Source organism: Nannocystis sp. (assembly GCF_016714285.1).
In the GTDB taxonomy this organism is placed as follows: domain Bacteria; phylum Myxococcota_A; class Polyangia; order Nannocystales; family Nannocystaceae; genus Nannocystis.
On record NZ_JADJNN010000002.1, the window covers coordinates 59624 to 82500 of the forward strand.

The window sequence follows — 22877 nt, forward strand, 5'->3', positions numbered from 1 at the left end:
CCAACGCCTCCCAGGCGGCTCCGCCAGCCCGCAGCGCCCCGATCGTCGAGCTTCGCCGCGGCGCCACCGCGACACCCCTGTCAGCCGCGGCCTGACAGGCGCGGCCGATCAGTAGACCTTGAAGCTGTAGTGGAAGAACGCGCTCGTGAACTTGCTGCGCCCGGCCGCATCGAGCTTCGCGCCCTTCACCAGCCCGAGGATGCACTGCACCGCCGGGTCGCTCGCAGGACGGTCAGTCGGCTGCACATTGGTGAGCTTGCCGTCCGACGCGAGCAGCATCTTGACCCCGATGTCCGTGCCGAGCGGCACCCCGTTGGCCTTGCCACACTCGGACGCCGCCGGCCGGAACGGCCGCAGCACCGCGTCGATCTCGGCGCCTGACACCTCGGTCGGCGCGTCGGGATCGTCGACGATGTCGTAGTTCACCGGCTCGTTCGCCTCCGGGTCCACGGCCTTCTTCTTGCCATCGACCTTCTTCGTCGGCGCCTCCGGCGACACCGCGGGCACACTCGGCGGCACGACCTCAGGCACGACCTCAGGCACGACCTCGGGCGCCGGCACGACCTCGGGTGCGACCTCGGGCGTCCGCACCGGCGGCGGCGGCAGGGCGGGCACCGGCGGCGGCGTCGTCTTGGCCACCTCGGGCGCGACAGCCTTCGGCTCGGGCGGGCTCTCGGCGACGCCGATGCCCGGGGTCCCGGCCAGCACCCAAGCGATCAGCCCGGTGGCGATCAGGGCCAGGACGATCGTCATGCCGAGCCCGCCGCGCGTCGCCGGCACGACCGGCACCGCGCTGAGGCTACGCGTCGCGGTGAGGCCCGTGACCCGCCGCCGTCCCGACGGGTCGGCGGCGATCGTCTTGTACACGCGGGTGTCGTCGAGCAGCGCGCCGCGCATGTCGGCGATCGTCTGGAAGCGCTCCTCGGGCTGCTTGCTGAGCGCCCGCATGATCACCCGCTCGACCGAGCTCGGGATGTTGGCCTCCGGCGCGACCCGACGCGGCGGGATCGCCGTGTCAAGCAGCTGCATCGCCAGCACCGTGGTCTGCTTGCCGCTGTGGAACGGACAGGTGCCGGTGAGCAGCTCGTAGAGCAGCACGCCGACGCCGTAGATGTCGACCCGCGGATCCGGCTTGGCCCCGCGGATCAGCTCGGGCGCCATGTACTCCGGCGTCGCCAGCAGCACCCCGCCCGCGAGCAGCCCGTCGGGCAGATCCTCGTCGACGATCCGCGCGAGGCCGAAGTCGCAGACCTTGATGTAGTCATCGCCCGTCGCGTGGCGGATCCGGAAGCAATTGCTCGGCTTCAGGTCGCGGTGGATCACGCCCTTCGCGTGCGCCGCCTCGAGCGCGTCGCAGATGTGCAGGAACATCGGCAACACCCGCGTCCACGGCAGCGGCCCGTGCCGCTTCAAGGTCTCACGCAGGCTCTCGCCGTCGAGGTGCTCCATCACCAGGTAGGCCATGCCCTCGGCCACCCCGAAGTCGACCACGTCGACGATGTGCGGGTGGTGCAACCGCGAGGCCGTGCGCGCCTCCTGCACGAAGCGCCGCACCACCACGTCGAGCGCCGCCTGGTTGAAGTTCGCGTTGCGCAGCAACTTCACGGCGAAGCGCTTGTTGCCGGCCGCCTGCTCGGCCAGGTACACGCGCGACATGCCGGTGCCGCCGAGCAAGCTGAGCAGGCGATAGGTGCCGATCTCGCGGCCGATGAGGCCGCTGTCCTCGGTGTTGGCCGGCGCGGGGCTCGGCGCCTCCCCGGCGACCGGGTAGTCGACCCCGCTCAGCGCCGCCGGGTCATCCTCGCCGGGGGCCATGCTCGGCACCCGGATCACCCCGGAGGACTCGCCGGGCGAGGGCTCATACGTGTCGGACGAAACGCTCATACGTGGGCTCGGGAAGCATACCCGAGCCCGCCCGCGACGATCGAATTCGCCGCCCCGCCCCGCCGCCCCGCTCCACAAGAGCTGAGCGTTAGCGCACATCTACGCCGACGCCTCATCACACCCGCCTCACCTGTCTCGGAGACCAGGATCCCCCCTCGTCGCGCCCACCCAGGACTCGCCCGATCTTTGCCCTTGGCTGCATCTGGCGCGTCTCCTGCGACTCCCGCATAGTACGAAAACTCGAGCGATGACCCGGCGACCGCCCGCTCACCCCTTGCTCTGCTCGTGGCGTGTGCGCACGGTCGGCGCCCTCGCGTTGCTCGGCCTGTCCTCCGGGACAGCCTCCGCGCAGACCCCCACGTTGCGACCCACAGCTGCGACCCCGCCCGTCTCGCGTCCAGCCACACCACCCGCCGCCCGCCCCGCCACACCACCCGCCGCCCGCCCCGCCACACCACCCGCCGCCCGCCCCGCCACACCGCCCGCCGTCCGTCCCACACCGCCCGCCGCCCGCCCCACCACGCCCGCCGCCCGCCCCACGCCCACCCCACGCCCTGTCGCCCCGCCCGCCGACGTCGGCCCGCCACCCAGCCTCCCGGACCTGGGCCCGCCACCCAGCCTCCCGTCGACCGACCCCAGCCCGACCCCGGACCTCGCCCCCACGCCGAGCACGGGCCCGAGCCCGCAGCGCCCCGCCCCGCCGCCCACGGTCCGCCCGAGCGCCCCGCCGCCGATCCGCCCCACCGCGCCACCGCCGACGAGCACGCCGATCCCCGAGCCCGCCGTGCCGGTCGCGCCGCCGCCCGTGGTCGTCGAAGCCCCACCGCCAGCGCCCGGCTCACCTGTCCCTCCGACCAGCTCACCTGTCCCTCCGGCCAGCTCGCCCCCGGTCGCTGATTCGGCCCTGCGCGCCCCCTCGATCGGCGGCGACGACCTGGCCCCCGCCAGCGCCGCCGCCAAGCCGATCACCATCGAAGACATCGAGGCCCTGGCCGAGAAGCGGGCCGCCGAGGAGCGCAAGAACCCGAAAAAGTGGCGCCACGGCGGCCTCGTGTTCGACCTGCAGATCGGCACCGCCATGTGCTTCCGCCAGTTCTGCCGCAGCGACACCGGCCACCACGCCGCCCCCGGCGTGCACCTCGGCGGCTTCTTCGGCGGCAACGTGCTCGGCATCCTCGAGCTCGGCCTCGAGGCCGGATGGAACACCCTGCGCCCGCGCGACGTGACCGGCCGCAACGCCGTGACCCTCTACGGCCTCGACCCCGTGCTGCTGCAACAGGAGATCGCCCAGCAACAGGGCGTCGCCAACCTCGAGGTCGACTTCTCCACCCTCATCGTCGACACCGCCAAGTCGCGCGCCCTCAACGTCGGCCCCTCGCTGCGGATCCACTTCATCCGCAAGGGCCGCGGGCTCGCCTATATCGGCACCGGCATCCACTACCAGCTGTGGCGCAACCGCTACACCACCGCTGGCGGCGACCTCCGCCTCGACTTCCACGGCATCTCGGCCCCCTTCAAGGTCGGCGGCGGCGCGTATGTCCACCCGAACATCGCCGTCACCGGCGAGTTCACCTACAGCCTCGCCATGTACGTCCTCGGCGGCGTCAACCACCCCGACCTCTCCGCGGTCGCCCCCATCTCGATCATCGAGAGCAGCACGGTCAACGCCGGCGCCAGCCTGACCAAGGGCCTGCCGCACTTCGGCAAGTTCTCGGTCAACCTCCGCTTCCGCTTTTAGGGCCCCGCAACCGCTGCCGTCCGCAGCGATCCAACCGCGCACAGCGCGCAGCCCGCAGATGTTTGACGGTGCCAGAGTGCCGTCCTACAGTCCGCGCGGCCGCGTCTGTGCGGCAGGAGTTGTTGACGATGAAGAGCCTCATCCCCGCACTTGGTCTCCTCTCCCTGCTGGCCTTCGCTGGCGCGTCCGCCTGCGACAGCGCGAGCAGCAAGCCACCCACCATCGAGGTGACGACCGAGCAGCTCAAGCCCGGCGGTGTGTTCATCGCCCACGTCGTCGGCTGCGAGAAGGGCTGCGACCAGCTCCAGCGCGGCGACCTGCTGCTCGAGCTCGACGGCCAGCCCGTCACCTCCTCCAAGGACTTCCGTGTCAGCCGCATCGCCACCGGCAACCCGGTCAAGCTCAAGGTGCACAAGAAGTCGGGCCAGGTGATCGACCTCGAGATCGTCGCCAAGCCCAACGACACCCTGCCGCCGATCAAGGAGGCCCCGCCGTTCTGGACCGTCGGCGCCGCCGACCTCGACAAGGCGCCGCAGTGGGCCCGTCGCAGCCTGTTCGGCCACGCCAGCCCCATGACCATGCTCGTCAGCGCCGAGGGCGGCACCACCGACGGCCGCCAGTTCCTCGGCAAGAAGCGCCTCATCCTGTTCTGGGACTACGCCACCCGCGAGGAGCAGGCCCAGGCCGCCAACATGATGCAGGTGCTGCAGCTCGCGCAGGGCGACCTCACCGCCGCCGGCGTCGATATCATGTTCACACAGATCCGCTTCCCCGGTAACGACAACGGCGACGGCACCCCCCGTCAGGCGCCGATGAACGACACCGCCCTGCGCGCCTACCAGACCAACTACGGCGTCAAGGGCAAGCCGCAGCTGCCGATGTACCGCTTCCCCAACGCCACCGAGTACAACGCCGCCCGCGAGCTCGGCCTCGAGGGCGCCACCACGTACATCCAGTACCTGCGCGCCTCGCCAGCGATCATCCTGCTCGACGAGGGTGGCATCGTCCGCTGGCACTCCGAGGCGATCCAGCCCGCTCCCGCCGGCGACGCCACCTTCGCCGGCAAGGACGACCAGTACACGATCGTCCAGGCCATCGAGTTCGCCAAGACGAACCTCTGAGCCAGGCCGCGTCGCGATGACGGAGCCGGGTGAGCCACGCTCATCCGGCTCTCGCCGTATTACTCCGCGTCCTCGTCGTCGCCCTCGGCTTTCGTCCTCGCCGTCGCCCTCGATGGCGCGGGACCAAACCGTCTACTCCGCGTCCTCGTCGTCACCCTCGGCGGGCGCCACCGGCGGCGCGGGCCGCAACGGGTGGGCGAGCACCGGCAGGCGTTCGTTCTCGCTGCGCTCGACCAGCAGCTCGAGCCCGTCGAGCAGCAGATCGGGCGTGCTCACCTGCACATCCACCGTCTCGGCGAGGATCCCCACCATCCCGGTCTCCGCCGTGAAGCCGCCGTTGTAGCCCGGAGGGACGCGCATCGGCACCGCGACCGCCGCGTTGCCCACCGCGCGGATCCTCCGCAGCACGCGCATCGAGGTCGGGCTGAACATCGCCCCGCGCACCAGCGTGCGCTTGCCCGACCCGTCGATCCGCACGATGCGGGCCGGCAGCGGCAAGCTCACCTTGCGCCCGCCGCCGTAGCCGGTCGCCCCCTCGCGCTCGACCGGTCCGAGGATGTTGTTGTCACGCAGCGACTCCACCACATACGCGAAGTCGTAGCCGTCCTCGCGGGCCCGTCGCAGCAGCTCGCGCTCGAGCTGCGCCCGCGACTGCCCGCGCTTCTTCGTCTTGAGACTGAGGTTGGAGATCGTCGGACCGACCCGCAAGAACGGGCTCACCCGCGCCCGCCCGTTGCTGCCCGCCCGCGCCGAATTCGGCGTCCGCGTCATCAACAGCTCCTTGAGCACCCCCCCCTTCACCAGCGTCAGCGGCTGCGCCACGAAACCCTGCCCGTCGATCGCGTAGCGCCCGAAGCCCTCGCGCGGGTCGTCCTCGAGGTCGATGAAGCTCGGCATCACCGACTCGCCGATCGCCTCCTGCCACAGCGGCTCGAAGTCCCGCACCCGCCCCGCGTCGCCCAGCGGCGCTGGATTGCCGCCGACCTGCGTCGCCACCGTCGACGCCAGCAGCTGCGCCGCCGCGCTCGCCTGGAACAGCACAGGACCGTCGTAGTCCTCCTCCATCATCGGCGCCTGCACCTGCGCCTCGAGCTCGCGCAGCACCTCGTCGATCATCTGCTCGCCGCGCTTGCGCAGCGCCTCGCTCGCGCGTGGCAGCTCCTGCAGGTGGATCGCCGCGCCGGCGTCGAGGTGCATGCCGTCGGCCGCGCGCGTGTCGGCGACCACCGCCAGCACCGCCCGCTGGTGCGACTCGTGCAGCACCAGCCCCTCCGAGCTGACCGTCGTGACCTGCGTGCGCAGCACCTGCACGAACACGTCGCCGTTGTCGATCGCCGGGTGATCGGCGAAGCGTCGGCTGAGCTGGATCACCAGCGCCCGCAGCCCTTCGCGGTCGAGCGCCGGCGCATTCCCGGCCTCCGGCGCAGGTTGACGCGGCATCGGCTCGGGGCGCGGGCCGAGGTCTGGCGGCGGCGGATCGCCGGCCAGCCGCGCGAGGATCGACTGCTTCTGCGAGAAGGTCGCCGTCGCCGTACGAAACGCCTGGTCGAGCGCCAGCCACAGCTTGTTGCGGCTCAGCTCCGGCGCCGGCTCGAGCGACACCACGAAGCGCAGCTGGGCCCCGTCCGAGCCGAAGGTCCCGCTCTGGTCCCGCGCCGCGCTGCCGACCCGCACCTCGACCGCCGCCACCGCCTGCTCCTCGACCACATCCGTGATGATCCCCCCGTACGACCCGTCGATGCTCAGCACCGTCGCGCGCACCAGCTGCACCTGCGCGTGGTACGGCGCCGGCGCGTCCGGCAGGCGCAGCCCGGCCACCCCCCGCGCCAGCTCCTGTTCGATCGCCGCGACCTCGAGGTCCAGCGGGCTCTTGCCGAGCGCACGGATCTCCGGCTTCGCCGCCGCGGGCTTCACCGGCTCGACCGACGGCGGCGCCTGCAACAGCGCGAGCAGCACCAGCAGCGACTTCACGGCTTCACCTCCGGCGCGCGCCCCGAGCTCACCGGCGGCGGCATCAACGGCGGCTTGTCGCGCGAGTGGCTCGCGCGCTCGATCTCCAGGCTGCGCAGCAGCAGCGACGGGCTCACCGCCGACACCGGCACGTCGCCCGACTCCGCCCCGCACATCCCATTAAAGATCCCCGGCGAGTCGCCCGTGGCGATGATCGTCTCGAACGCCGCGATCGGCGTGCCGACGATGTCCACCCCGCGCACCAGCTCGTCCGGCCGACCGTCGGCCCAGACGCGATACACCAGCAGCGGCATCACCTTGAACGCCTGCGGCCCGCTGCGCTCGGTGATCGTGTAGCCGCCCTGGATGTCGCTGAACCACAGCCCGTACGGCTTGCTCTGCCGCTGCACCTCGTCGATGAGCGCCTTGCGCAGCTCCGCGTCGGGGATCGTCTTGCGGCTCGTCACGATCAGGTTGCCCTGCCGCGCCACCACCTGGTTCCCGCGCTCGCGCCGACCGTGCCCGTTGCTGTGCTTGAACGGCAGCACCGGCGAGCGCCCCAGCAAGAACCCGCGCAGCTTCCCGCGCTCCACCAGCAAGGTGCGCCGAGCCGGGACCGCCTCATCGTCGACATAGTAGTGCCCGCTGAGCGGCACCCCGCCGAGCCGCTGCGCCGTCGGGTCGTCGACCATGTCGAGGAACACCGGCAGCACCCGCTTGCCCACCATCGTCGCGAAGGTCTGCCCCTCGAGGTCGTCCTTCTGCCGGTGCCCCTCGAGGCGGTGGCCGAAGATCTCGTGGAAGAACACCCCCGCCGCGCGCCCTGCCAGCACCGCCGGCCCCGCGTAGGGCTCGGCCAGCGGCGCCGCGCGCAGGGCCACCAGCTCCTCGCGCAGCCGCTTCGCCGTCGCCAGCAACAGCGCCTGCGCCGGCAGCTGCTCCGGCGTGTGCACCTCGAAGTTCTCCATGCGAGACAGGCGCATCCCGTCGTCCGCCTGGGCCGTCGCGCTCAGCATGATCCGCAGGCGCACGTGGCCCGCCTGGATCTTGCTCCCGCCGCTGTCGACGAAGCTGCGGTTGTCCACGTTGATCAGCAGCACCACCGTGCTCTCGAGCACCCGGTCGTCGTCGCTCAGCGCCAGCGACACCTCGCGCAGCCGCGGCTCCCACGCCTGCCGCAGCCCCTCGAGGTCCAGCTGCACCCGCGGCTCGAGGTGCACCACCGCCTTCTCCTCGCTGAAGTCCGGGCTCGTCGGCTTCGCCTCGTCCTGACTGCGCAGCTGCTCCCCGCTCTCCGCCGAGCTGAGCGCCACCAGAGCGTCGCGGTACTGCTCCTCCGTCAGCAGCCACAACGCCTGCGCCAGCGCCAGCGGGTCGTCCTGCACGCTCACCCCGCGGCCGAGCCCGAGCCCGTTGCCCGGCCCGTAGTTGCCGCCCTGCGAGTGGCTGTTGTCGAGCTGCGGGCTGCCGACTCGCACGTCGATGTCGACCGTGCGGTCGCGGTCCATGCTGCGGCGCACGACCTCGCCTTGCTGCACCTCGAGCCACAGGTGGTCGCGCGCCACCAGGTCGTAGGCGAGGAAGTACGCCGGCACCTCGCGCTCCTCGCTCTGCAGCTGACCGAGGTTGCGAGCGACCTCGCCGGCCAGCAGCTCGAGCACCGGCGAGGCCGGCCCGACCGGCGCCTCGCTGCGCTGGATCTCGATGCGGCTGCCCGCGCCCGTGCCGGGCTCGCCCCACACCGCCGGGTTGTGCGGCTGCGTCGTCCCGCGCGGCTTGCAGGCCGCGAGCGCGGCCATCAGCGAAACTGCCAGGAAAGCCCCCCGCATCGCGGACATGGCTCCATCATACCCTTGCGAGCGCCGCCCCGGGCCGCCAATTCGGGCGCGATCTCGGGCCGGTCTCACGCCAGACTCGAAGGCGACTTGCCGCCCGGCGTCGGCAGCACGATGCGGGCCCGCTTCGGGTCGTCCTTGCTGCGTCGCCGGTACAGCACGACGATCCGCCCGATCACCTGGACCAGCGAAGCGCCCGTCAGCTCCGCCAGCTCTTTCGCCGCGTCGTCGCGCTCCCCCTCATAAGCTTGCCCGAGGCGGATCTTGATCAGCTCGTGCTGCTCGAGGGCCACGCTCGCCGCCCGCCCCACCGCGGGTGTCACCCCCTCCGCACCGACCTGGACCAGCGGCGCGAGCCCGTGGGCCAGCGACTTCAAGTAAGCACGGACACGGGCGCTGAGCTGCGACATCGGACGGCGACCTTTAGCACGCGCGCCGCGGCCCTCTCACCCCGCGCAAGCGACTTCACGCACGGACCTGTCCCATCGACCAGACTCAACCACGCTCCCAGCGCAGCCACGCCAGCGACTTCACGCACGGACCTGTCCCATCGACCAGACTCAACCACGCTCCCAGCGCAGCCACGCCAGCAGCTCGAGGTTCCCGTCCTGCCCCGCCACCGCCGCGTCGCAGTGGCCCATCACCGCGAAGCCCAGCCGCTCCGCCGCCGCCAGCACCGTCGCCAGCGCCCCTGCTCGCGCCTCCGCCTCGCGCACCACCCCGCCCGCGCCAACCTCTGATCGTGCCAGCTCGAACTGCGGCTTCACCAGCAGCACCACATCGGCCCGCGGCGTCAGGAAGGCTGGCACGCACGGCAGCACCCGCGTCAACGAGATGAACGAGCAGTCTGCGACCACCAGCGACACCGGCTCACCGACCTGCGCCGGCGTCAGCGTGCGGATGTTGCAGCGGTCGAGCACCACCACCCGCGGGTCCTGGACCAGCTTCCACGCCAGCTGCCCGTACCCCACATCCACCGCGTAGACCCGCTGCGCCCCCGCCTGCAGCAGGCAGTCGGTGAAGCCCCCCGTCGACGCGCCGATGTCCATCGCCACCCGCCCCCGCGGATCGAGCTCCGCGAAGTGGTCGAGCGCCCCGCGCAGCTTGAGTCCCCCGCGCGACACGAATTGCAGCTCTTGCCCGCGCACTCGCAGCGTCGCGTCGACGGCCACCGCCGTGCCAGGCTTGGTCTCGGTGTGATCGCCGACCACCACCTTGCCCGCCACGATCAGCGCCCGCGCCAGCGCTGGCGTCTCGCACAGCTCGCGTGCGACGAGCAGCTCGTCGAGCCGCGTCTTGGGTGCCCTCGCCATGCGCTCCGCGGTCGATCCCCTATACCGCGACCCCGACCGGTGCTACCTCTCGAGCCGGTGTTGTCCGGCTTGAGCATCCCCACCCGCCTCGCCCACGTGTTCGGGTCGCCGCCATGGGGCGAGTGGCTCGCATGGCTCTCCGCCCCGCGCGACCCCCCGATCCTCGTGCTGCTCGCGTTGGTCCTGCTCGCCTTCGGTCTCGGCCGCGCCACCCGGCGCCCCTGATCCAGATATCTCGGATGCACCCTCCAGCCGCCGATCGCCCCAATTCGCCGCTGCACGCCCCAATTCTGGCCTTGCGCCGCGCGGGCACTTCGGTTAGCTTCCCCGCCTCCTCCTGGGGCAGTAGCTCAGCTGGGAGAGCGGTGCGTTCGCAATGCACAGGTCAGGGGTTCGATCCCCCTCTGCTCCACAATCAGGTATCGAAGCACGGAGCCCGGATCTCCCGCCAACGCGGGGTCCGGGCTTCTGGCTATTCGCGGCCTGAGACCTTCGAGCTCGGACCTCATCGTCATCGCGGGTCACGCCGCTCGGGCGGAGCGCGCTCCCGGCCGGCGGGTTTCCATCTTGCCGTAATCTGGCCCAGGTGTCAGGATCGCGGCTCCACAGCGCCCGCTTGCTTCATGTACAAGCTCTTTAAACGCACCTACTACCCGGGTCACTTCGAGGTGCAGATCGCCGGTGCGTGCGATCCAGGGCTCTCGCGCGAGCACAACGAGGACGCGATCATCATTCAGGAGGACGACGGCCGCGGCTACTACATGGCCATCGTCTGCGACGGCATGGGCGGACACAACGCCGGCGAGGTCGCCTCCGCCATGGCCGTCGAGAAGATCCGCAGCTACCTCGACGCCAACTTCCGCAAGCAGGGCCCGCGCGAGCTCCTCTACCACGGCTTCCTCCTCGCCAGCACCACCATCTCCGAGTACAGCGCCAAGAACCCCGACACCGAGGGTATGGGCTGCACCTGCGTGATGGTCATGGGCGTGCGCGACAAGATGTGGGTCGCCCACTCGGGCGACAGTCGGGCCTACCTGGTCGACAAGAAGGCCGCCACCCCGATCACCCTCGACCACACCATGGTCCAGGAGCTCGTCACCAAGGGCGTCATCACCAAGGACCAGGCCGCCGTCCACCCCTACCGCGGCCGCATCTCACGCTGCCTCGGCCACGGCCGATCCAAGGGCGTCCCCGACATCAACGCCGGCATCATCGAGCACGGCGACAACATCCTCCTGTGCAGCGACGGCCTCAGCGACGTCGTCCCCAACGAGGAGATGCACGGCATCGTCATCCAGCACGACGCCCAGGAGGCCGTCCGCAAGCTCGTGCAAGCCGCCAACCACCACGGCGGCCCCGACAACATCAGCGCGATCATCCTGCGCCGCGTCCAGTGAACGCCTCGCCGCACCACAGAGGCCCGTCATGTCCCGTCTCCTCGCCCTGTTCGCCCCGCTCCTGCTCGCCGCCTGCAACGTCGGCGTGATCCCCCGCGACCTCCCGCCGCCCGCGCCCGAGGCCACGCCCGAGCCCGCTCCCGAGCCCACCGAGCCCACCTCGGCCTCAACTCCGACCACTGGCCCAGCCTCGGGCCCCACCGAGTACCGCCTCGAGGGTCACCGCCTCGAGCTGCCCGGCCCGATCGTCTTCCAGACCGGCAGCGACATCCTCGACCCCGCGAGCGATCCCGCCCTCGAGCACGTGCGCGGCTATCTCGTCGCCAAGTCCGCCGTCAGCACCCTCCGCATCGAGGGCCACGCCGACGACCAGGCCCTCTCGGAGCGGCGCGCCCTGGCCGTCGGTCGCTGGCTCGTCGCGCACGGCAGCGAGTGCACGCGCCTGCTCCCCGTCGGCTTCGGCCCCAACAAGCCGATCGCCGACGCCAGCAGCCCCGAGGGCCGGGCCCAGAACACGCGCATCGAGCTGCACAACGCCGCCCTGCTCGGGCGCCCGATCGGCGGCATGCCCCTCGACGGCGGCGGCCTGGTCGCCGGCGACCTCTGCCAGTAGGCACCCCCACGGCCGCGGTCTCCACTGCACGCACTCGCCGGGCCCGCGCCTGCGACACACGCGAGGCTCCGCAGGGTTTGCATCCGCGGCGTGGCACTGCTACCAACCGCGGTTACGTATGTCCGCGACCTCATCGCCAGCTTACCCGCGATTTGACCTGCTAGAGCGCCGGCGCAGCCTGCCGCTGCTCCGGGCCATGCAAGAGCGCGTGCTCGTGTGCGACGGCGCGATGGGCACGATGATCCAGAACGCCAACCTCACCCTCGAGGACTTCGAGGGCGCCGATGGTTGCAACGAGCTGCTCGTGCGCACCCGTCCGGACGTCATCCGCAGCATCCACGCCGCCTACTTCGCCGCCGGGGCCGACTGCGTCGAGACCAACACCTTCGGCGGCACCCGCCTGGTCCTCAACGAGTTCGACCTCGGCGAGGAGGCCTACGCCCTCAACCGCAGCGCCGCCGCGCTGGCCCGCGAGGTCGCGGCCGAGTTCTCCACCCCCGAGCGCCCGCGCTTCGTGCTCGGCTCGGTCGGCCCGACCACCCGCCTGGTCTCGCTCGGCCACATCACCTTCGACGACCTGCTCGCCAACTACGAGGAGCAGATCGGCGGCCTCATCGACGGCGGCGCCGACGGCATCCTCATCGAGACCTGCCAGGACATCCTCCAGGTCAAGTGCGCCACGATCGCCGCCAACCGGGCCGCCCACAAGCGCGGCGTCCAGGTCCCCATCATCGTCCAGGTCACCGTCGAGACCACCGGCACCCTGCTCGTCGGCACCGACATCGCCGCCGCCCTCGTCGTCATCGAGTCGCTCCCCATCGACGTCATCGGCCTCAACTGCGCCACCGGCCCCGACCTCATGGTCGAGCACGTCCGCCACCTCGGCCGCCACGCCACCCGCCTCGTCAGCGTCCAGCCCAACGCCGGCCTGCCGCAGAACGTCGACGGCCGCGCCGTCTATCACCTCACCCCCGGCGAGCTCGCCAAGGCCCAGCACCGCTTCGCCAGCGAGTTCGGCGTCTCGTTGGTCGGCGGCTGTTGCGGCACCACGCCGGCCCACATCGCCGCCCTCGCCGAGGCCGTCCGCGGCCTGGTCCCCGGCCCGCGCCCAGCCGGCTTCACGCCCCAGCTCGCCAGCCTCTACGGCCCCGTCCCGCTCGACCAGGACTCCGGCCCGCTGTTGGTGGGCGAGCGCACCAACGCCAACGGCAGCCTCAAGTTCCGCGAGCTCCTGCTCGCGGAGGACTGGGACGGCATCGCCGAGCTCGCCAAGGAGCAGCAGGCCGAGGGCGCCCACGTGCTCGACGTCTGCGTCGCCTACGTCGGCCGCGACGAGGTCCGCGACATGAGCGAGGCCCTGCGCAAGATCGTCCCAGCCGTCTCGCTGCCGATCATGATCGACACCACCCAGCTCGACGTGCTGGAGGCCGCCCTCAAGCTGATCGGCGGCCGGCCGATCATCAACTCGATCAACCTCGAGGACGGCGAGGGCAAGTTCGACAAGATCGCCTACCTCGCCCGCGAGTACGGCGCGGCCCTCGTCGCCCTCACCATCGACGAGGTCGGCATGGCCAAGGACGCCGCCGCCAAGCTCGCCGTCGCCAAGCGCATGCGCGACCTCCTGGTCGATCGCCACGGCATGCTCGAGTCCGACATCGTCTTCGACCCGCTCACCTTCACCATCGCCCAGGGCGAGGAGGACAGCCGCAAGCTCGGCCTGGAGACGCTCAAGGGCATCAAGCTGATCGACGCCGAGCTCCCCGCCGCGCGCACGATCCTCGGCCTCTCCAACATCTCCTTCGGCCTCAAGCCCTACCCGCGGCAGATCTTGAACTCGATCTACCTCGCCGAGGCCCGCGCCCACGGCCTCGACGCCGCGATCCTCAACGCCAAGAAGATCATCCCCACCCACAAGCTCAGCGACGACGACCTCAGCATCACCCGCGACCTGATCTACGACCGCCGCAGCGACGACTACGACCCCCTCTTCGCCTTCATCGACCGCTTCACCGGCGCCAAGAAGGTCGAGCTCAACGAGACGGAGGAGGCCACCCTCACCCTCGAGGAGAAGATCAAGCGCCGCATCATCGACGGCAACAAGATCGGTTTCGACGTCCTCCTCGACGCCGCCCTCCAGACCCACAGCGCCCTCGACATCATCAACAACATCCTCCTCGACGGCATGCGCGTCGTCGGCGAGCTGTTCGGCTCCGGCAAGATGCAGCTCCCCTTCGTCCTCCAGTCCGCCGAGGCGATGAAGACCGCCGTCCGCCACCTGGAGCCGCACCTGTCGCGCGCCGCCGGCCCGCGCAAGGGCTGCATGGTCCTCGCCACGGTCAAGGGCGACGTCCACGACATCGGCAAGAACCTGGTCGACATCATCCTCAGCAACAACGGCTACCAGGTCGTCAACCTCGGCATCAAACAGCCCCTCGACGCCATCCTCGCCGCCGCCAAGATCCACACCCCGGACGTCATCGGCATGAGCGGCCTGCTCGTGAAGTCGACCGTCATCATGAAGGAGAACCTCGAGGCGATGCGCGAGCTCGGCGTCGCCATGCCGGTGATCTGCGGCGGCGCGGCGCTCAACCGCGGCTACGTCGACCACAACCTGCAAAACGCTTACAGCGGCCGCGACGACGCCCGCAGCAGCCCCGAGCAAACCGCTGAGCAAGGCCCCGAGCACGAGGCCTCCCCGCAGCGACTGCAAGAGGCCCGCCCGCGCGCCCGCGTCTTCTACGCCAAGGACGCCTTCGAGGGCCTGGCCCTCATGGACGAGCTCTGCGGCCACGTCCCACCCGACAAGATCACCCTCACCGGCCCGCGCCCGCGCAAGACCTACCGCCACACCACGCAAGAGGAGTGGGAGCTGCACCTCAAGAAGGCCACCGAGACCTTCGTCAAGAGCGAGGTGAAGCCCGCCACCCGCATCCCCACCCCGCCCTTCTGGGGCGCCCGCGTGGTCGGCCCCGAGGAGCTCCAGCTCGGCGAGATCTTCCGCTACATCAACAAGAAGGCGCTGTTCGTCGGCCAGTGGCAGTACCGCCGCGGCCGCTTCAGCGAGGACGAGTACAACAAGATCCTCCACGACACCGTCGAGCCCAAGTTTCGCATGTGGTGCGAGCGCGCCATCGTCGACAAGATGCTCGCCCCCCGCGTCGTCTACGGCTACTTCCCGTGCCAGAGCGACCACAACACGCTCATCATCCACGACCCCGAAGACCGCTCGCCCCCCCTGCGCATCGCCTTCCCCCGTCAGCTCGACAAGGGCCACCACTGCATCGCCGACTTCTTCCGCAGCGTCCGCTCCGGCGAGCGCGACGTCATCGGCCTCACCTGCGTCACCATGGGGGACATCGCCACCCGCCTCTGCGGCGAGATGTTCGCCGACAACCGCTACGACGACTACCTCCACTTCTACGGCCTCGGGGTCGAGGCCGCCGAGGGCCTCGCCGAGCTGTGGCACAAACGTATCCGCCGCGAACTCAACATCGCCCAGGACGACGCCACCGACATCCGCGACCTGTTCAAGCAGCACTACCAGGGCTCGCGCTACAGCTTCGGCTACCCCGCCTGCCCCCGCCTCGAGGACCAGGTCCCCCTCGTCAAGCTGCTCCGCACCGAACGCATTGGCGTCACCCTCACGGAAGAGGGCTTCCAGCTGGTCCCGGAGCAGTCCACCAGCGCGATCGTCGTCCACCACCCGGACGCCAAGTACTTCAATATCTAGCCGGCCACCGCGGTCACCTGTCCCTGGGGACAGGTGACCACCGGCCCTCAGAACTGGCTGAAGAAGCCCCAGATCGCCGGCCCGGCCCAGCTCGGCCAGGTGTGCCCGAGGAAGTCCGGGATGTCGTGCGCGCACCAGGTCACCGGGAAGCCGTCGTCGCAGCCCGTGAACGCCGTGCACGGCGGCGGGGCGACCGGCTCTGTCACTGCGTCGCAACCATTCGCCGCCGCCCAGTGGTCGCGGCTGTTCTCCCCCTCGCTGAACGGCACCACCATGTCGACGCTCCCGTGGGCCAGCCACGCCGCCACCTGCCCGACGCAGCCACCACCGTAGGGCCCACCACCGGCGACCAGCCCGATCGCCCGCACGACGCCGCCGCGAAAGCAGCCCAGCTGGTTCGACATGTACCCGCCGAAGCTGTGCCCGGTGCTAAACACCCGGCCGGTGTCGACGCACAGCGTCGCGCTCATCTCGTCCATCAGCGCGTCGAACAACGCGAAGTCCTCGTTGCTCGGGTCCAGGTCCCACCCGGTCTGATCGTTCATGTCCGCCAGCGGCAACCCGTTCGGATACACGAAAATCGCCGCCCCCTGCGACGCCTGCTCCACATTGAAGTAGAGCCGCGCCTGGTCAGCGTTGCTACCCCGTCCGTGCCACGCGAACACCAGCGGGTACGCGTGCGATGGATCGTAGCCGTCAGGGAGCGCGAGGATGTAGCTGCGCTCCACCCCCTCCACCATGATCGTCTGCGCCATCGCTCCGGCGAACGGCGCCGCCTGCCCGCAGCCACCGCTCATCGCCCCGGTGGTCGCGTCCGTGCCCCCACCCGACTCGTCGGCTCCGCTCATGGCCGCCGTCACATCGCCCGTCACCCCGCCATCGGTCGTGAGCACCTCGGTCGCACCACCCGTGGGCTCCGCCGTCGACACCCCCCCCGTGTCCAGCGCCGGCACCGTCCCGCTCGAACCTGTCCCTTCAGACAGGGTGATCAGCGCCCCAGTGTCTGCGCTCGAACACCCCGTTAGCACCCCAAACAACAAGCAGATCCGCCGCATCCAGCGACAGTATCCCAGCGCGCCCCGGCAACCCAGCGGCCCACGCCCCCCAGCCTCACTCGGCCGCCGACAGCTCCCCGCACGCCGCGACCTGCCAGCCTCACTCGGCCGCCGACGCCCCCGCGAGCCCCCGAGGCGCGACCACCTGCAGGCCCTCGGCGAGCCGGCGCGAGCGCACGACCTCGACGTAGTACGCCGGCTCCTGGCGCGCCTCGATCTCCCCGGCGCTGCACATCAGCTCGAGCTGCTCCCGCAACGCGCCGATGTGCTTGCCCGGCGGCAACCCGAGCGCCGTCATCAGCAGGTTTCCGAGCCCGGGCGGCAACGGCGGGACACGAGCGTCCTGCTCCTCGATCTCACGGATCCGCCGCGCCAACTCGCTGATGAGGGTCAGGCAACGCTGCCGCTTGCCCGGCCGCTTGCTCGTCACGTCGGCCCGCGAGAGGTCGAGCAGATCGGTGAGCACCGGCCCCATCTCGTGGGCGAAGCGCCGCACCGCCGAGTCGGTCCAGCCACCGTCGTACTGCCCACCACGCAGGTGATACAGGATCAACAGCTCGATGCGCTCCCGCAGCTCCTCCGGGAAGCCGATCCGCTTCGCCGGCCCGCGGCGAAACATCCGCACCCCCTCCTCCGCATGCCCGTGAAAGGTCACCTTCCCCGGCCCCACGAAGCGCCGCGTCGGCACCTTGCCGATGTCGTGCAACACCGCCGCCCAGCGCACCGCTGGCCGCGGCACCGCCTGCCGTACCACCGCCTTCGTGTGCTCCCAGACATCCTTGTGCCGCCGACCACCCTCCTGCGAGAAAGCCACCGTCGCGTCAAGCTCCGGCATCAAGTGCACCAGCAAGCCGGCGTCGCGCAGCCACTGCATCGCCACCTCCGGATGGTGTCCACACAACGCCGGGGTCAGCTGCACATAGACCTCGTGAGGCGACAGCAGGGCCACACGCTCAGCCTGTATGGCGATCTGCGCAGTAAGCGCGGGCTCGGGGATCTCCCCAAACTGGCCAGCACGAAGCAGCGGAGCCAGCAATTCACCAGGCTCGAGGAGGTTGGAGACGGGGGCAGCAGACACAGTGACTTCACCGGCCGCGATCGGTCGGGTCGCGCAGCATACCAGGGCTCATGGGGCGTGTGCCCCGCGCGGCGCCCAGGGTTTTGCGCTCCATCGTTCGACGAGGGCTCTCGGCGAGCGAGCTTCCCGTGTTAGCCTTGCCCCCACCCCCATGGCCTCCCATCAGTCCCCGCAGCTCGGATACAACCACAACATCCCGCACCGGGGGCGGCTCTATCACGTACAGACCGAGGATTCGGGGGTAGCCCGCGCGCACATCTTCACGCACGTTTTCTACGACGGCACGATCGTCGCCTCGAACCGCGTCGACTACAAACCCAAGCTCGAGAGCGAGAACCTCGACGCCGTGATCATCGGCTTGATGCAGGAGTCGCACAAGTCGATGATCCGCCAGCTACGCAGCGGGTCCTACGACGAGAAGATCGCCCGCTTCATCGGCGCGCACCCGGAGGGCACCAACAAGCCCGAGGCGCCCGCTGCCGCAGCTCCTGACCGCAGCAAGCCCCGCCCGGACCGCCGCCCACCGCCCGACCCGCGAGAGGTCGAGCCGCAGGGCCCACCGCTGCAAGCCGGCATCCCGGGCCCGACGATCGACCCTGGCCTCACCCACCCCGTGTTCGCCTCGCCCGAAGCCCAGGCCCAGGCTGCCGCTGCCGCTGCTGGCAAGGGCCCCGCGCGACCGAGCCGCGGCCCGGCCCGCGTCGGTCGACGCATGCTCGGCGGCATCGGCGGCCAGGGCGTCACCGAGGGCACACCGATCGCCCAGCGACGCGACATCATCGTCGGCAAATTCGCGAGCGAACACCAGTACCAGCTCGACGACGAGATCCTCGCGTTGCTGGCCGAGGAGCAGTAGCCATGGGCAGCCAGGGCGCGCACACCGTCTTCAAGCGGCCCGACGAGCTCGCCGCGGCCGTCGTCCTCTACGTCACCGAGTATTGCGGCTTCTGTCGCATGGCCGAGGGTCTGTTGCGCCGCAAGGGCATCCCCTTCGAGGCCGTCGATGTCACCAACTCGGACGAAGCACGCAGCTGGCTGGTGGAGCGCAGCGGGCAGCGCACGGTCCCGCAGATCTTCATCAAGGGCAACAGCATCGGCGGCTACACCGAGCTCGCCGCACTCGAGCGCGCCGGCAAGCTGGCCGCGCTGCTCGCTGGCTGAGCGCCGCAGTTCGCCGCGGAACGCGGACAGGTGTACACGCAACGCTGGGCGCGCCTTCGCTTGGTTCCAGTTCGCGCAGCGCACCGCAGGCGGTGACCTTGCAACGAACACGGGGGTCGGACGTACACTGAGGCGCTGCGAGAGTAGGGAGTGCCCGGGACCGCCTGTGTTACTCTCCGACCGCTTCGAACCGCGAAGACTCGAGATGACAGTCATGACCAAAGCACCGCGCATGCAACCTCACCGCTGGTTCCTTCCCACGGCCGTGGCGATGGCGACCCTGTGTACCGCCTCGGTCGTATGGGCCGGGGAGATCAAGTTCGGCACCACCAAGCTCGAGGTGGACGACAAGGGCAACCTGACCCCCGCAGGTCGCAAGGCCACCGTCGACACCGTCGACGAAGTTCCCGCCGAGGACCGCTGGGAGATCCACCTCTGGGCCAAGCTCGACAACGCCGCCGCGGGCCCGCTGTACTTCCAATTCTCCCAGGACCTCAACGGCACCACCTCCGACGTGTGGCGCTACGACGAGGCGGACTACCCGGGCGGTAAGTACTTCAGCGCCGACATGGAGCTGCTGGGCGGCAAGGGCTTCAACAAGGACCGCACCTACGACGTGAGGGCCGTCCAGGTCAGCGCCAAGGGCAAGGACATCACCCTCGCGACTGGCAAGATCAAGCTGATCAAGAGCGGCAAGAAGCCCGCGAAGGACCCCAACGAGGAGGAAGAGGTCGATCCCGACCAGGACGCCCACGACTCGCTCGCCGGCGACGAGCCTGACACTGGCGACGAGAAGCCCAAGGAGGCCCCTCCGCCTGTGGAGCCCAAGGCAAAGAAGGGCTGCTCCATCGACAGCGACAGCTCGACCTGGAATGGCGCCCTCTTCCTGCTGGTCCTCGGCGCCGGCCTCGCCACCCGCCGGCGCGACTGACCTCGTCACGACAGCCCACTGCCGGGCATTCCAGGCGATCGCCAGCCCCGTGCCCATACCTGGACGCGGGGCTTCTCGCTTCCAGGGTGGACATCAACGGGCCCGCCGCCCAAAGCAACAAAAAGCGCCCTGAGGCCTCCACGGGGTTGCGATGCCGACCTTGTTGGCCGCGTAGCGTCGCCTCGCCTGTTCGTTGCGAATGCACTGCGAGTGCAGCATCTCGATCGCCGCGCCGCCGCCGACGAGGCACCTGCACAAACCAATAAAAAAGGCCCCCTCGTCACCGAGGGGGCCATAGATCTGGCGGCGTCCTACTCTCCCACAGGGTCTCCCCTGCAGTACCATCGGCGCTGGAAGGCTTAACGACCGAGTTCGGGATGGGATCGGGTGTGACCCTTCCGCCATAGCCACCAGAAAAACCGTCTCATGGCCCACGTTACCCGTGGGCCAGAAGTGCCTCCAGCCAGCGCGGCCGGAGGACTTCGACGAGCAAAGAATGCTGTGTCTGCGAACAATCTGCGTTTGTCGCTCGGAACCTCGGGTTCAAACCGTTCCCCATGGAAATCGGCACCAAGGTCAAGCCAAGCGGTCTATTAGTATCGGTTAGCTCCATGCGTTGCCGCACTTCCACACCCGACCTATCAACGTCGTGGTCTACGACGGACCTTCAGGGAGTCCTCATCTTGTGGTTGGTTTCCCGCTTAGATGCTTTCAGCGGTTATCCTCTCCGAACATAGCTACCCGGCAATGCCTCTGGCAAAACAACCGGAACACCAGGGGTTCGTCCATCCCGGTCCTCTCGTACTAGGGACAGATCCACTTCAAGACTCCTGCGCCCACGGAAGATAGGGACCAAACTGTCTCACGACGTTTTGAACCCAGCTCGCGTACCGCTTTAATTGGCGAACAGCCAAACCCTTGGGACCTACTACAGCCCCAGGATGCGATGAGCCGACATCGAGGTGCCAAACCACGCCGTCGATGTGAACTCTTGGGCGTGATAAGCCTGTTATCCCCGGAGTACCTTTTATCCGTTGAGCGATGGCCCTTCCATTCAGAACCACCGGATCACTAAAGCCTACTTTCGTACCTGCTCCTCTTGTATGAGTTGCAGTCAAGCTCCCTTGTGCTTTTACACTCTACGGCTGGTTTCCAATCAGCCTGAGGGAACCTTTGCGCGCCTCCGTTACTCTTTCGGAGGTGACCGCCCCAGTCAAACTACCCACCAGGCAGTGTTCCGGACCCGGCTTACGGGTCACGGTTAGGCTTTCAGATTTGTCAGGGTGGTATTTCAACGTTGGCTCTGTGAAACCTAGCGGCCCCACTTCACAGCCTCCCACCTATCCTACACAGACAAATCCGAAAACCAGTGCCAAGCTGCAGTAAAGGTTCACGGGGTCTTTCCGTCTTTCCGCGGGTACGGGGCATCTTCACCCCGAATTCAATTTCGCTGAGTCCCGGGTCGAGACAGTGGGGAAGTCGTTACGCCATTCGTGCAGGACGGAACTTACCCGCCAAGGAATTTCGCTACCTTAGGACCGTTATAGTTACGGCCGCCGTTTACCGGGGCTTCGATTCGATGCTTTGCTTGCGCTGACATCTCCTGTTAACCTTCCGGCACCGGGCAGGCGTCAGACCCTATACGTCGTCTTGCGACTTCGCAGAGTCCTGTGTTTTTGATAAACAGTCGCTACCCCCGATTCTCTGCAACCCCCAAAGGCTCCGAGCGCGAAGCTCCTCACCCTCAAGGGCACACCTTCTCCCGAAGTTACGGTGTCAATTTGCCGAGTTCCTTAACCCGAGTTCTCTCAAGCGCCTTGGGATGTTCTCCCCACCCACCTGTGTCGGTTTACGGTACGGACAGCACAGCGGTACACTCACGCGAAGCTTTTCTTGGAAGCCTGGAATCATCAAGTTGTCCGCCTTGCGGCGACCCTCATCACCTCTCGGGATTGAACGCGCGTTTGCGGCCTAAGCCTCCTACGCATCCTCCCTACCGGCTTGAACGACCATCCATCAGGTCGCTTGACTATCCTCCTCCGTCCCTCCTCGTGAAACCTACCGTGCTGGTGCAGGAATATTCGCCTGCTTCCCATCGACTACGCATTTCTGCCTCGCCTTAGGGACCGACTAACCCTGAGAAGATTATCTTTACCCAGGAACCCTTGGGTTTACGGCGACCGGGTTTTTCACCCGGTTTATCGCTACTCATGCCAACATCAGCTCTTGTCTACGCTCCAACACTCGTTTCCGTATGCCTTCACCGCATAGACAATACTCGCCTACCGCCAGCTTTCGCTGACCCGGAGCTTCGGTTCATCACTTAGACCCGTTTAATTTTCGGCGCAGGTTCACTCGACCAGTGAGCTGTTACGCTTTCTTTAAAGGATGGCTGCTTCTAAGCCAACCTCCTGGCTGTTTAAGTGCTCCCACATCCTTTACCACTTAGTGATGAATTGGGGACCTTAGCTGCCGGTCTGGGTTCTTACCCTCTCGGCGCTGAAACTTAGCTCTCAGCGCCTGAGTGCCGACCTGTTGTCGCGGGTATTCGGAGTTTGATTGGGTTCGGTAAGATTGTGGTCCCCCTAGCCCATTCAGTGCTCTACCCCCCGCGCAAATCGATCGACCCCATACCTCAATATGTTTCGGCGAGAACCAGCTATCTCCCAGCTTGATTAGCCTTTCACTCCTATCCACAAGTCATCCCCCACATTTTCAACTGTGGTGAGTTCGGCCCTCCACGCAGTCTTACCCGCGCTTCAGCCTGCTCATGGATAGATCGCTAAGGTTTCGGGTCTGTAACCCGTGACTTGACGCCCTTATCAGACTCGCTTTCGCTTCGGCTGCCCCTTCCGGGTTAACCTTGCCACGGACCACAACTCGTTGGCTCATGATACAAAAGGTACGCAGTCGCACGTTGCTTTCGCCATAGTGCTTCTACTGCTTGTAAACACACGGTTTCAGATTCTTTTCACTCCCCTCGCAGGGGTTCTTTTCACCTTTCCCTCACGGTACTTGTTCACTATCGGTCACCAAGCCGTACTTAGCCTTGGAAGATGGTCCTCCCAGCT

16 protein-coding genes, 1 tRNA gene and 2 rRNA genes (1 of these 19 cut by a window edge) are annotated in these 22877 nt (G+C 68.6%); 10 read left to right on the top strand and 9 right to left on the bottom strand.

The features are described from left to right. Positions 1 to 108 precede the first annotated feature (108 nt). Positions 109 to 1884, bottom strand: coding sequence for a serine/threonine-protein kinase (locus IPJ59_RS04475; protein ID WP_293269910.1), 1776 nt, complete (start codon positions 1882 to 1884; stop codon positions 109 to 111). Between the two features lie 292 nt (positions 1885 to 2176). Here IPJ59_RS04475 and IPJ59_RS04480 point away from each other — a divergent pair, with 292 nt between their 5' ends. Beyond that, positions 2177 to 3622: a hypothetical protein gene (locus IPJ59_RS04480; RefSeq protein WP_293269911.1), complete on the top strand. Its 1446-nt coding sequence runs from the start codon at positions 2177 to 2179 to the stop codon at positions 3620 to 3622. Between the two features lie 128 nt (positions 3623 to 3750). Continuing rightward, a complete protein-coding gene (locus IPJ59_RS04485) occupies positions 3751 to 4743 on the top strand; it encodes a PDZ domain-containing protein (protein ID WP_293269912.1) in 993 nt (330 codons plus the stop codon). 132 nt (positions 4744 to 4875) lie between these two features. Here IPJ59_RS04485 and IPJ59_RS04490 read toward each other — a convergent pair whose 3' ends face one another. The 4 genes from IPJ59_RS04490 to IPJ59_RS04505 form a co-directional block, all read right to left on the bottom strand. After that, positions 4876 to 6714: a metallopeptidase TldD-related protein gene (locus tag IPJ59_RS04490; RefSeq protein ID WP_293269913.1), complete on the bottom strand. Its 1839-nt coding sequence runs from the start codon at positions 6712 to 6714 to the stop codon at positions 4876 to 4878. Further along, positions 6711 to 8531 (bottom strand): metallopeptidase TldD-related protein, encoded by a 1821-nt coding sequence (locus tag IPJ59_RS04495; protein ID WP_293249905.1) that lies wholly within the window; start codon positions 8529 to 8531, stop codon positions 6711 to 6713. The genes IPJ59_RS04490 and IPJ59_RS04495 overlap by 4 nt, the downstream gene beginning before the upstream one ends. Before the next feature lie 65 nt (positions 8532 to 8596). After that, on the bottom strand, positions 8597 to 8938 hold the full coding sequence (locus tag IPJ59_RS04500) for a YhbY family RNA-binding protein (RefSeq protein ID WP_293249902.1): 342 nt from the start codon (positions 8936 to 8938) through the stop codon (positions 8597 to 8599). Between the two features lie 150 nt (positions 8939 to 9088). Continuing rightward, on the bottom strand, positions 9089 to 9841 hold the full coding sequence (locus IPJ59_RS04505) for a TlyA family RNA methyltransferase (RefSeq protein WP_293269914.1): 753 nt from the start codon (positions 9839 to 9841) through the stop codon (positions 9089 to 9091). Positions 9842 to 9898: 57 nt separating this feature from the next. On the opposite strand from IPJ59_RS04505, the gene IPJ59_RS04510 reads away from it, so the two are divergent. The 5 genes from IPJ59_RS04510 to metH all read left to right on the top strand — a co-directional run bounded on the left by IPJ59_RS04510 (position 9899) and on the right by metH (position 15581). Next, complete coding sequence (locus IPJ59_RS04510) at positions 9899 to 10066, top strand: hypothetical protein (RefSeq protein ID WP_293249896.1); 168 nt, start codon at positions 9899 to 9901, stop codon at positions 10064 to 10066. A 114-nt stretch (positions 10067 to 10180) separates the two neighbouring features. After that, positions 10181 to 10253, top strand: a tRNA-Ala gene (locus IPJ59_RS04515). A 211-nt stretch (positions 10254 to 10464) separates the two neighbouring features. After that, complete coding sequence (locus IPJ59_RS04520; protein ID WP_293269915.1) at positions 10465 to 11238, top strand: PP2C family protein-serine/threonine phosphatase; 774 nt, start codon at positions 10465 to 10467, stop codon at positions 11236 to 11238. Positions 11239 to 11266: 28 nt separating this feature from the next. Continuing rightward, positions 11267 to 11851 carry an OmpA family protein gene (locus IPJ59_RS04525; RefSeq protein WP_293269916.1) on the top strand — a complete coding sequence of 195 codons (585 nt, stop codon included), beginning with the start codon at positions 11267 to 11269 and terminating at the stop codon, positions 11849 to 11851. 196 nt (positions 11852 to 12047) lie between these two features. Then, positions 12048 to 15581 carry a methionine synthase gene (gene metH, locus IPJ59_RS04530; RefSeq protein WP_293269918.1) on the top strand — a complete coding sequence of 1178 codons (3534 nt, stop codon included), beginning with the start codon at positions 12048 to 12050 and terminating at the stop codon, positions 15579 to 15581. Between the two features lie 47 nt (positions 15582 to 15628). Here metH and IPJ59_RS04535 read toward each other — a convergent pair whose 3' ends face one another. Beyond that, positions 15629 to 16636, bottom strand: a complete 1008-nt coding sequence (locus tag IPJ59_RS04535) for a CE1 family esterase (RefSeq protein WP_293249884.1) — start codon at positions 16634 to 16636, stop codon at positions 15629 to 15631. 100 nt (positions 16637 to 16736) lie between these two features. Beyond that, positions 16737 to 17585, bottom strand: coding sequence for an HDIG domain-containing metalloprotein (locus IPJ59_RS04540; RefSeq protein ID WP_293249881.1), 849 nt, complete (start codon positions 17583 to 17585; stop codon positions 16737 to 16739). A gap of 280 nt (positions 17586 to 17865) precedes the next feature. Here IPJ59_RS04540 and IPJ59_RS04545 point away from each other — a divergent pair, with 280 nt between their 5' ends. From IPJ59_RS04545 to IPJ59_RS04555, 3 genes are all read left to right on the top strand, one after another. Further along, the gene (locus IPJ59_RS04545; protein WP_293249878.1) at positions 17866 to 18570 is read left to right on the top strand and encodes a hypothetical protein; all 705 of its coding nucleotides are present in this window, start codon (positions 17866 to 17868) and stop codon (positions 18568 to 18570) included. A 2-nt stretch (positions 18571 to 18572) separates the two neighbouring features. Further along, positions 18573 to 18875, top strand: a complete 303-nt coding sequence (gene grxC, locus IPJ59_RS04550; RefSeq protein WP_293249875.1) for a glutaredoxin 3 — start codon at positions 18573 to 18575, stop codon at positions 18873 to 18875. Positions 18876 to 19146: 271 nt separating this feature from the next. Continuing rightward, a complete protein-coding gene (locus IPJ59_RS04555; protein ID WP_293269919.1) occupies positions 19147 to 19806 on the top strand; it encodes a hypothetical protein in 660 nt (219 codons plus the stop codon). 298 nt (positions 19807 to 20104) lie between these two features. On the opposite strand, the gene rrf is transcribed toward IPJ59_RS04555, so the two are convergent. Next, positions 20105 to 20221, bottom strand: a 5S ribosomal RNA gene (rrf, locus tag IPJ59_RS04560). 157 nt (positions 20222 to 20378) lie between these two features. After that, positions 20379 to 22877, bottom strand: a 23S ribosomal RNA gene (locus IPJ59_RS04565); it runs 438 nt beyond the window's last position.

Bases quoted from the DNA above. Each gene is read 5' to 3' on its own strand.
- IPJ59_RS04475 (WP_293269910.1), bottom strand. From the start codon at position 1,884: ATGAGCGTTTCGTCCGACACGTATGAGCCCTCGCCCGGCGAGTCCTCC.
- IPJ59_RS04485 (WP_293269912.1), top strand. From the start codon at position 3,751: ATGAAGAGCCTCATCCCCGCACTTGGTCTCCTCTCCCTGCTGGCCTTC.
- IPJ59_RS04495 (WP_293249905.1), bottom strand. From the start codon at position 8,531: ATGTCCGCGATGCGGGGGGCTTTCCTGGCAGTTTCGCTGATGGCCGCG.
- IPJ59_RS04500 (WP_293249902.1), bottom strand. From the start codon at position 8,938: ATGTCGCAGCTCAGCGCCCGTGTCCGTGCTTACTTGAAGTCGCTGGCC.
- IPJ59_RS04505 (WP_293269914.1), bottom strand. From the start codon at position 9,841: ATGGCGAGGGCACCCAAGACGCGGCTCGACGAGCTGCTCGTCGCACGC.
- IPJ59_RS04520 (WP_293269915.1), top strand. From the start codon at position 10,465: ATGTACAAGCTCTTTAAACGCACCTACTACCCGGGTCACTTCGAGGTG.
- IPJ59_RS04525 (WP_293269916.1), top strand. From the start codon at position 11,267: ATGTCCCGTCTCCTCGCCCTGTTCGCCCCGCTCCTGCTCGCCGCCTGC.
- metH (WP_293269918.1), top strand. From the start codon at position 12,048: ATGCAAGAGCGCGTGCTCGTGTGCGACGGCGCGATGGGCACGATGATC.
- IPJ59_RS04535 (WP_293249884.1), bottom strand. From the start codon at position 16,636: ATGCGGCGGATCTGCTTGTTGTTTGGGGTGCTAACGGGGTGTTCGAGC.
- IPJ59_RS04545 (WP_293249878.1), top strand. From the start codon at position 17,866: ATGGCCTCCCATCAGTCCCCGCAGCTCGGATACAACCACAACATCCCG.
- grxC (WP_293249875.1), top strand. From the start codon at position 18,573: ATGGGCAGCCAGGGCGCGCACACCGTCTTCAAGCGGCCCGACGAGCTC.
- IPJ59_RS04555 (WP_293269919.1), top strand. From the start codon at position 19,147: ATGGCGACCCTGTGTACCGCCTCGGTCGTATGGGCCGGGGAGATCAAG.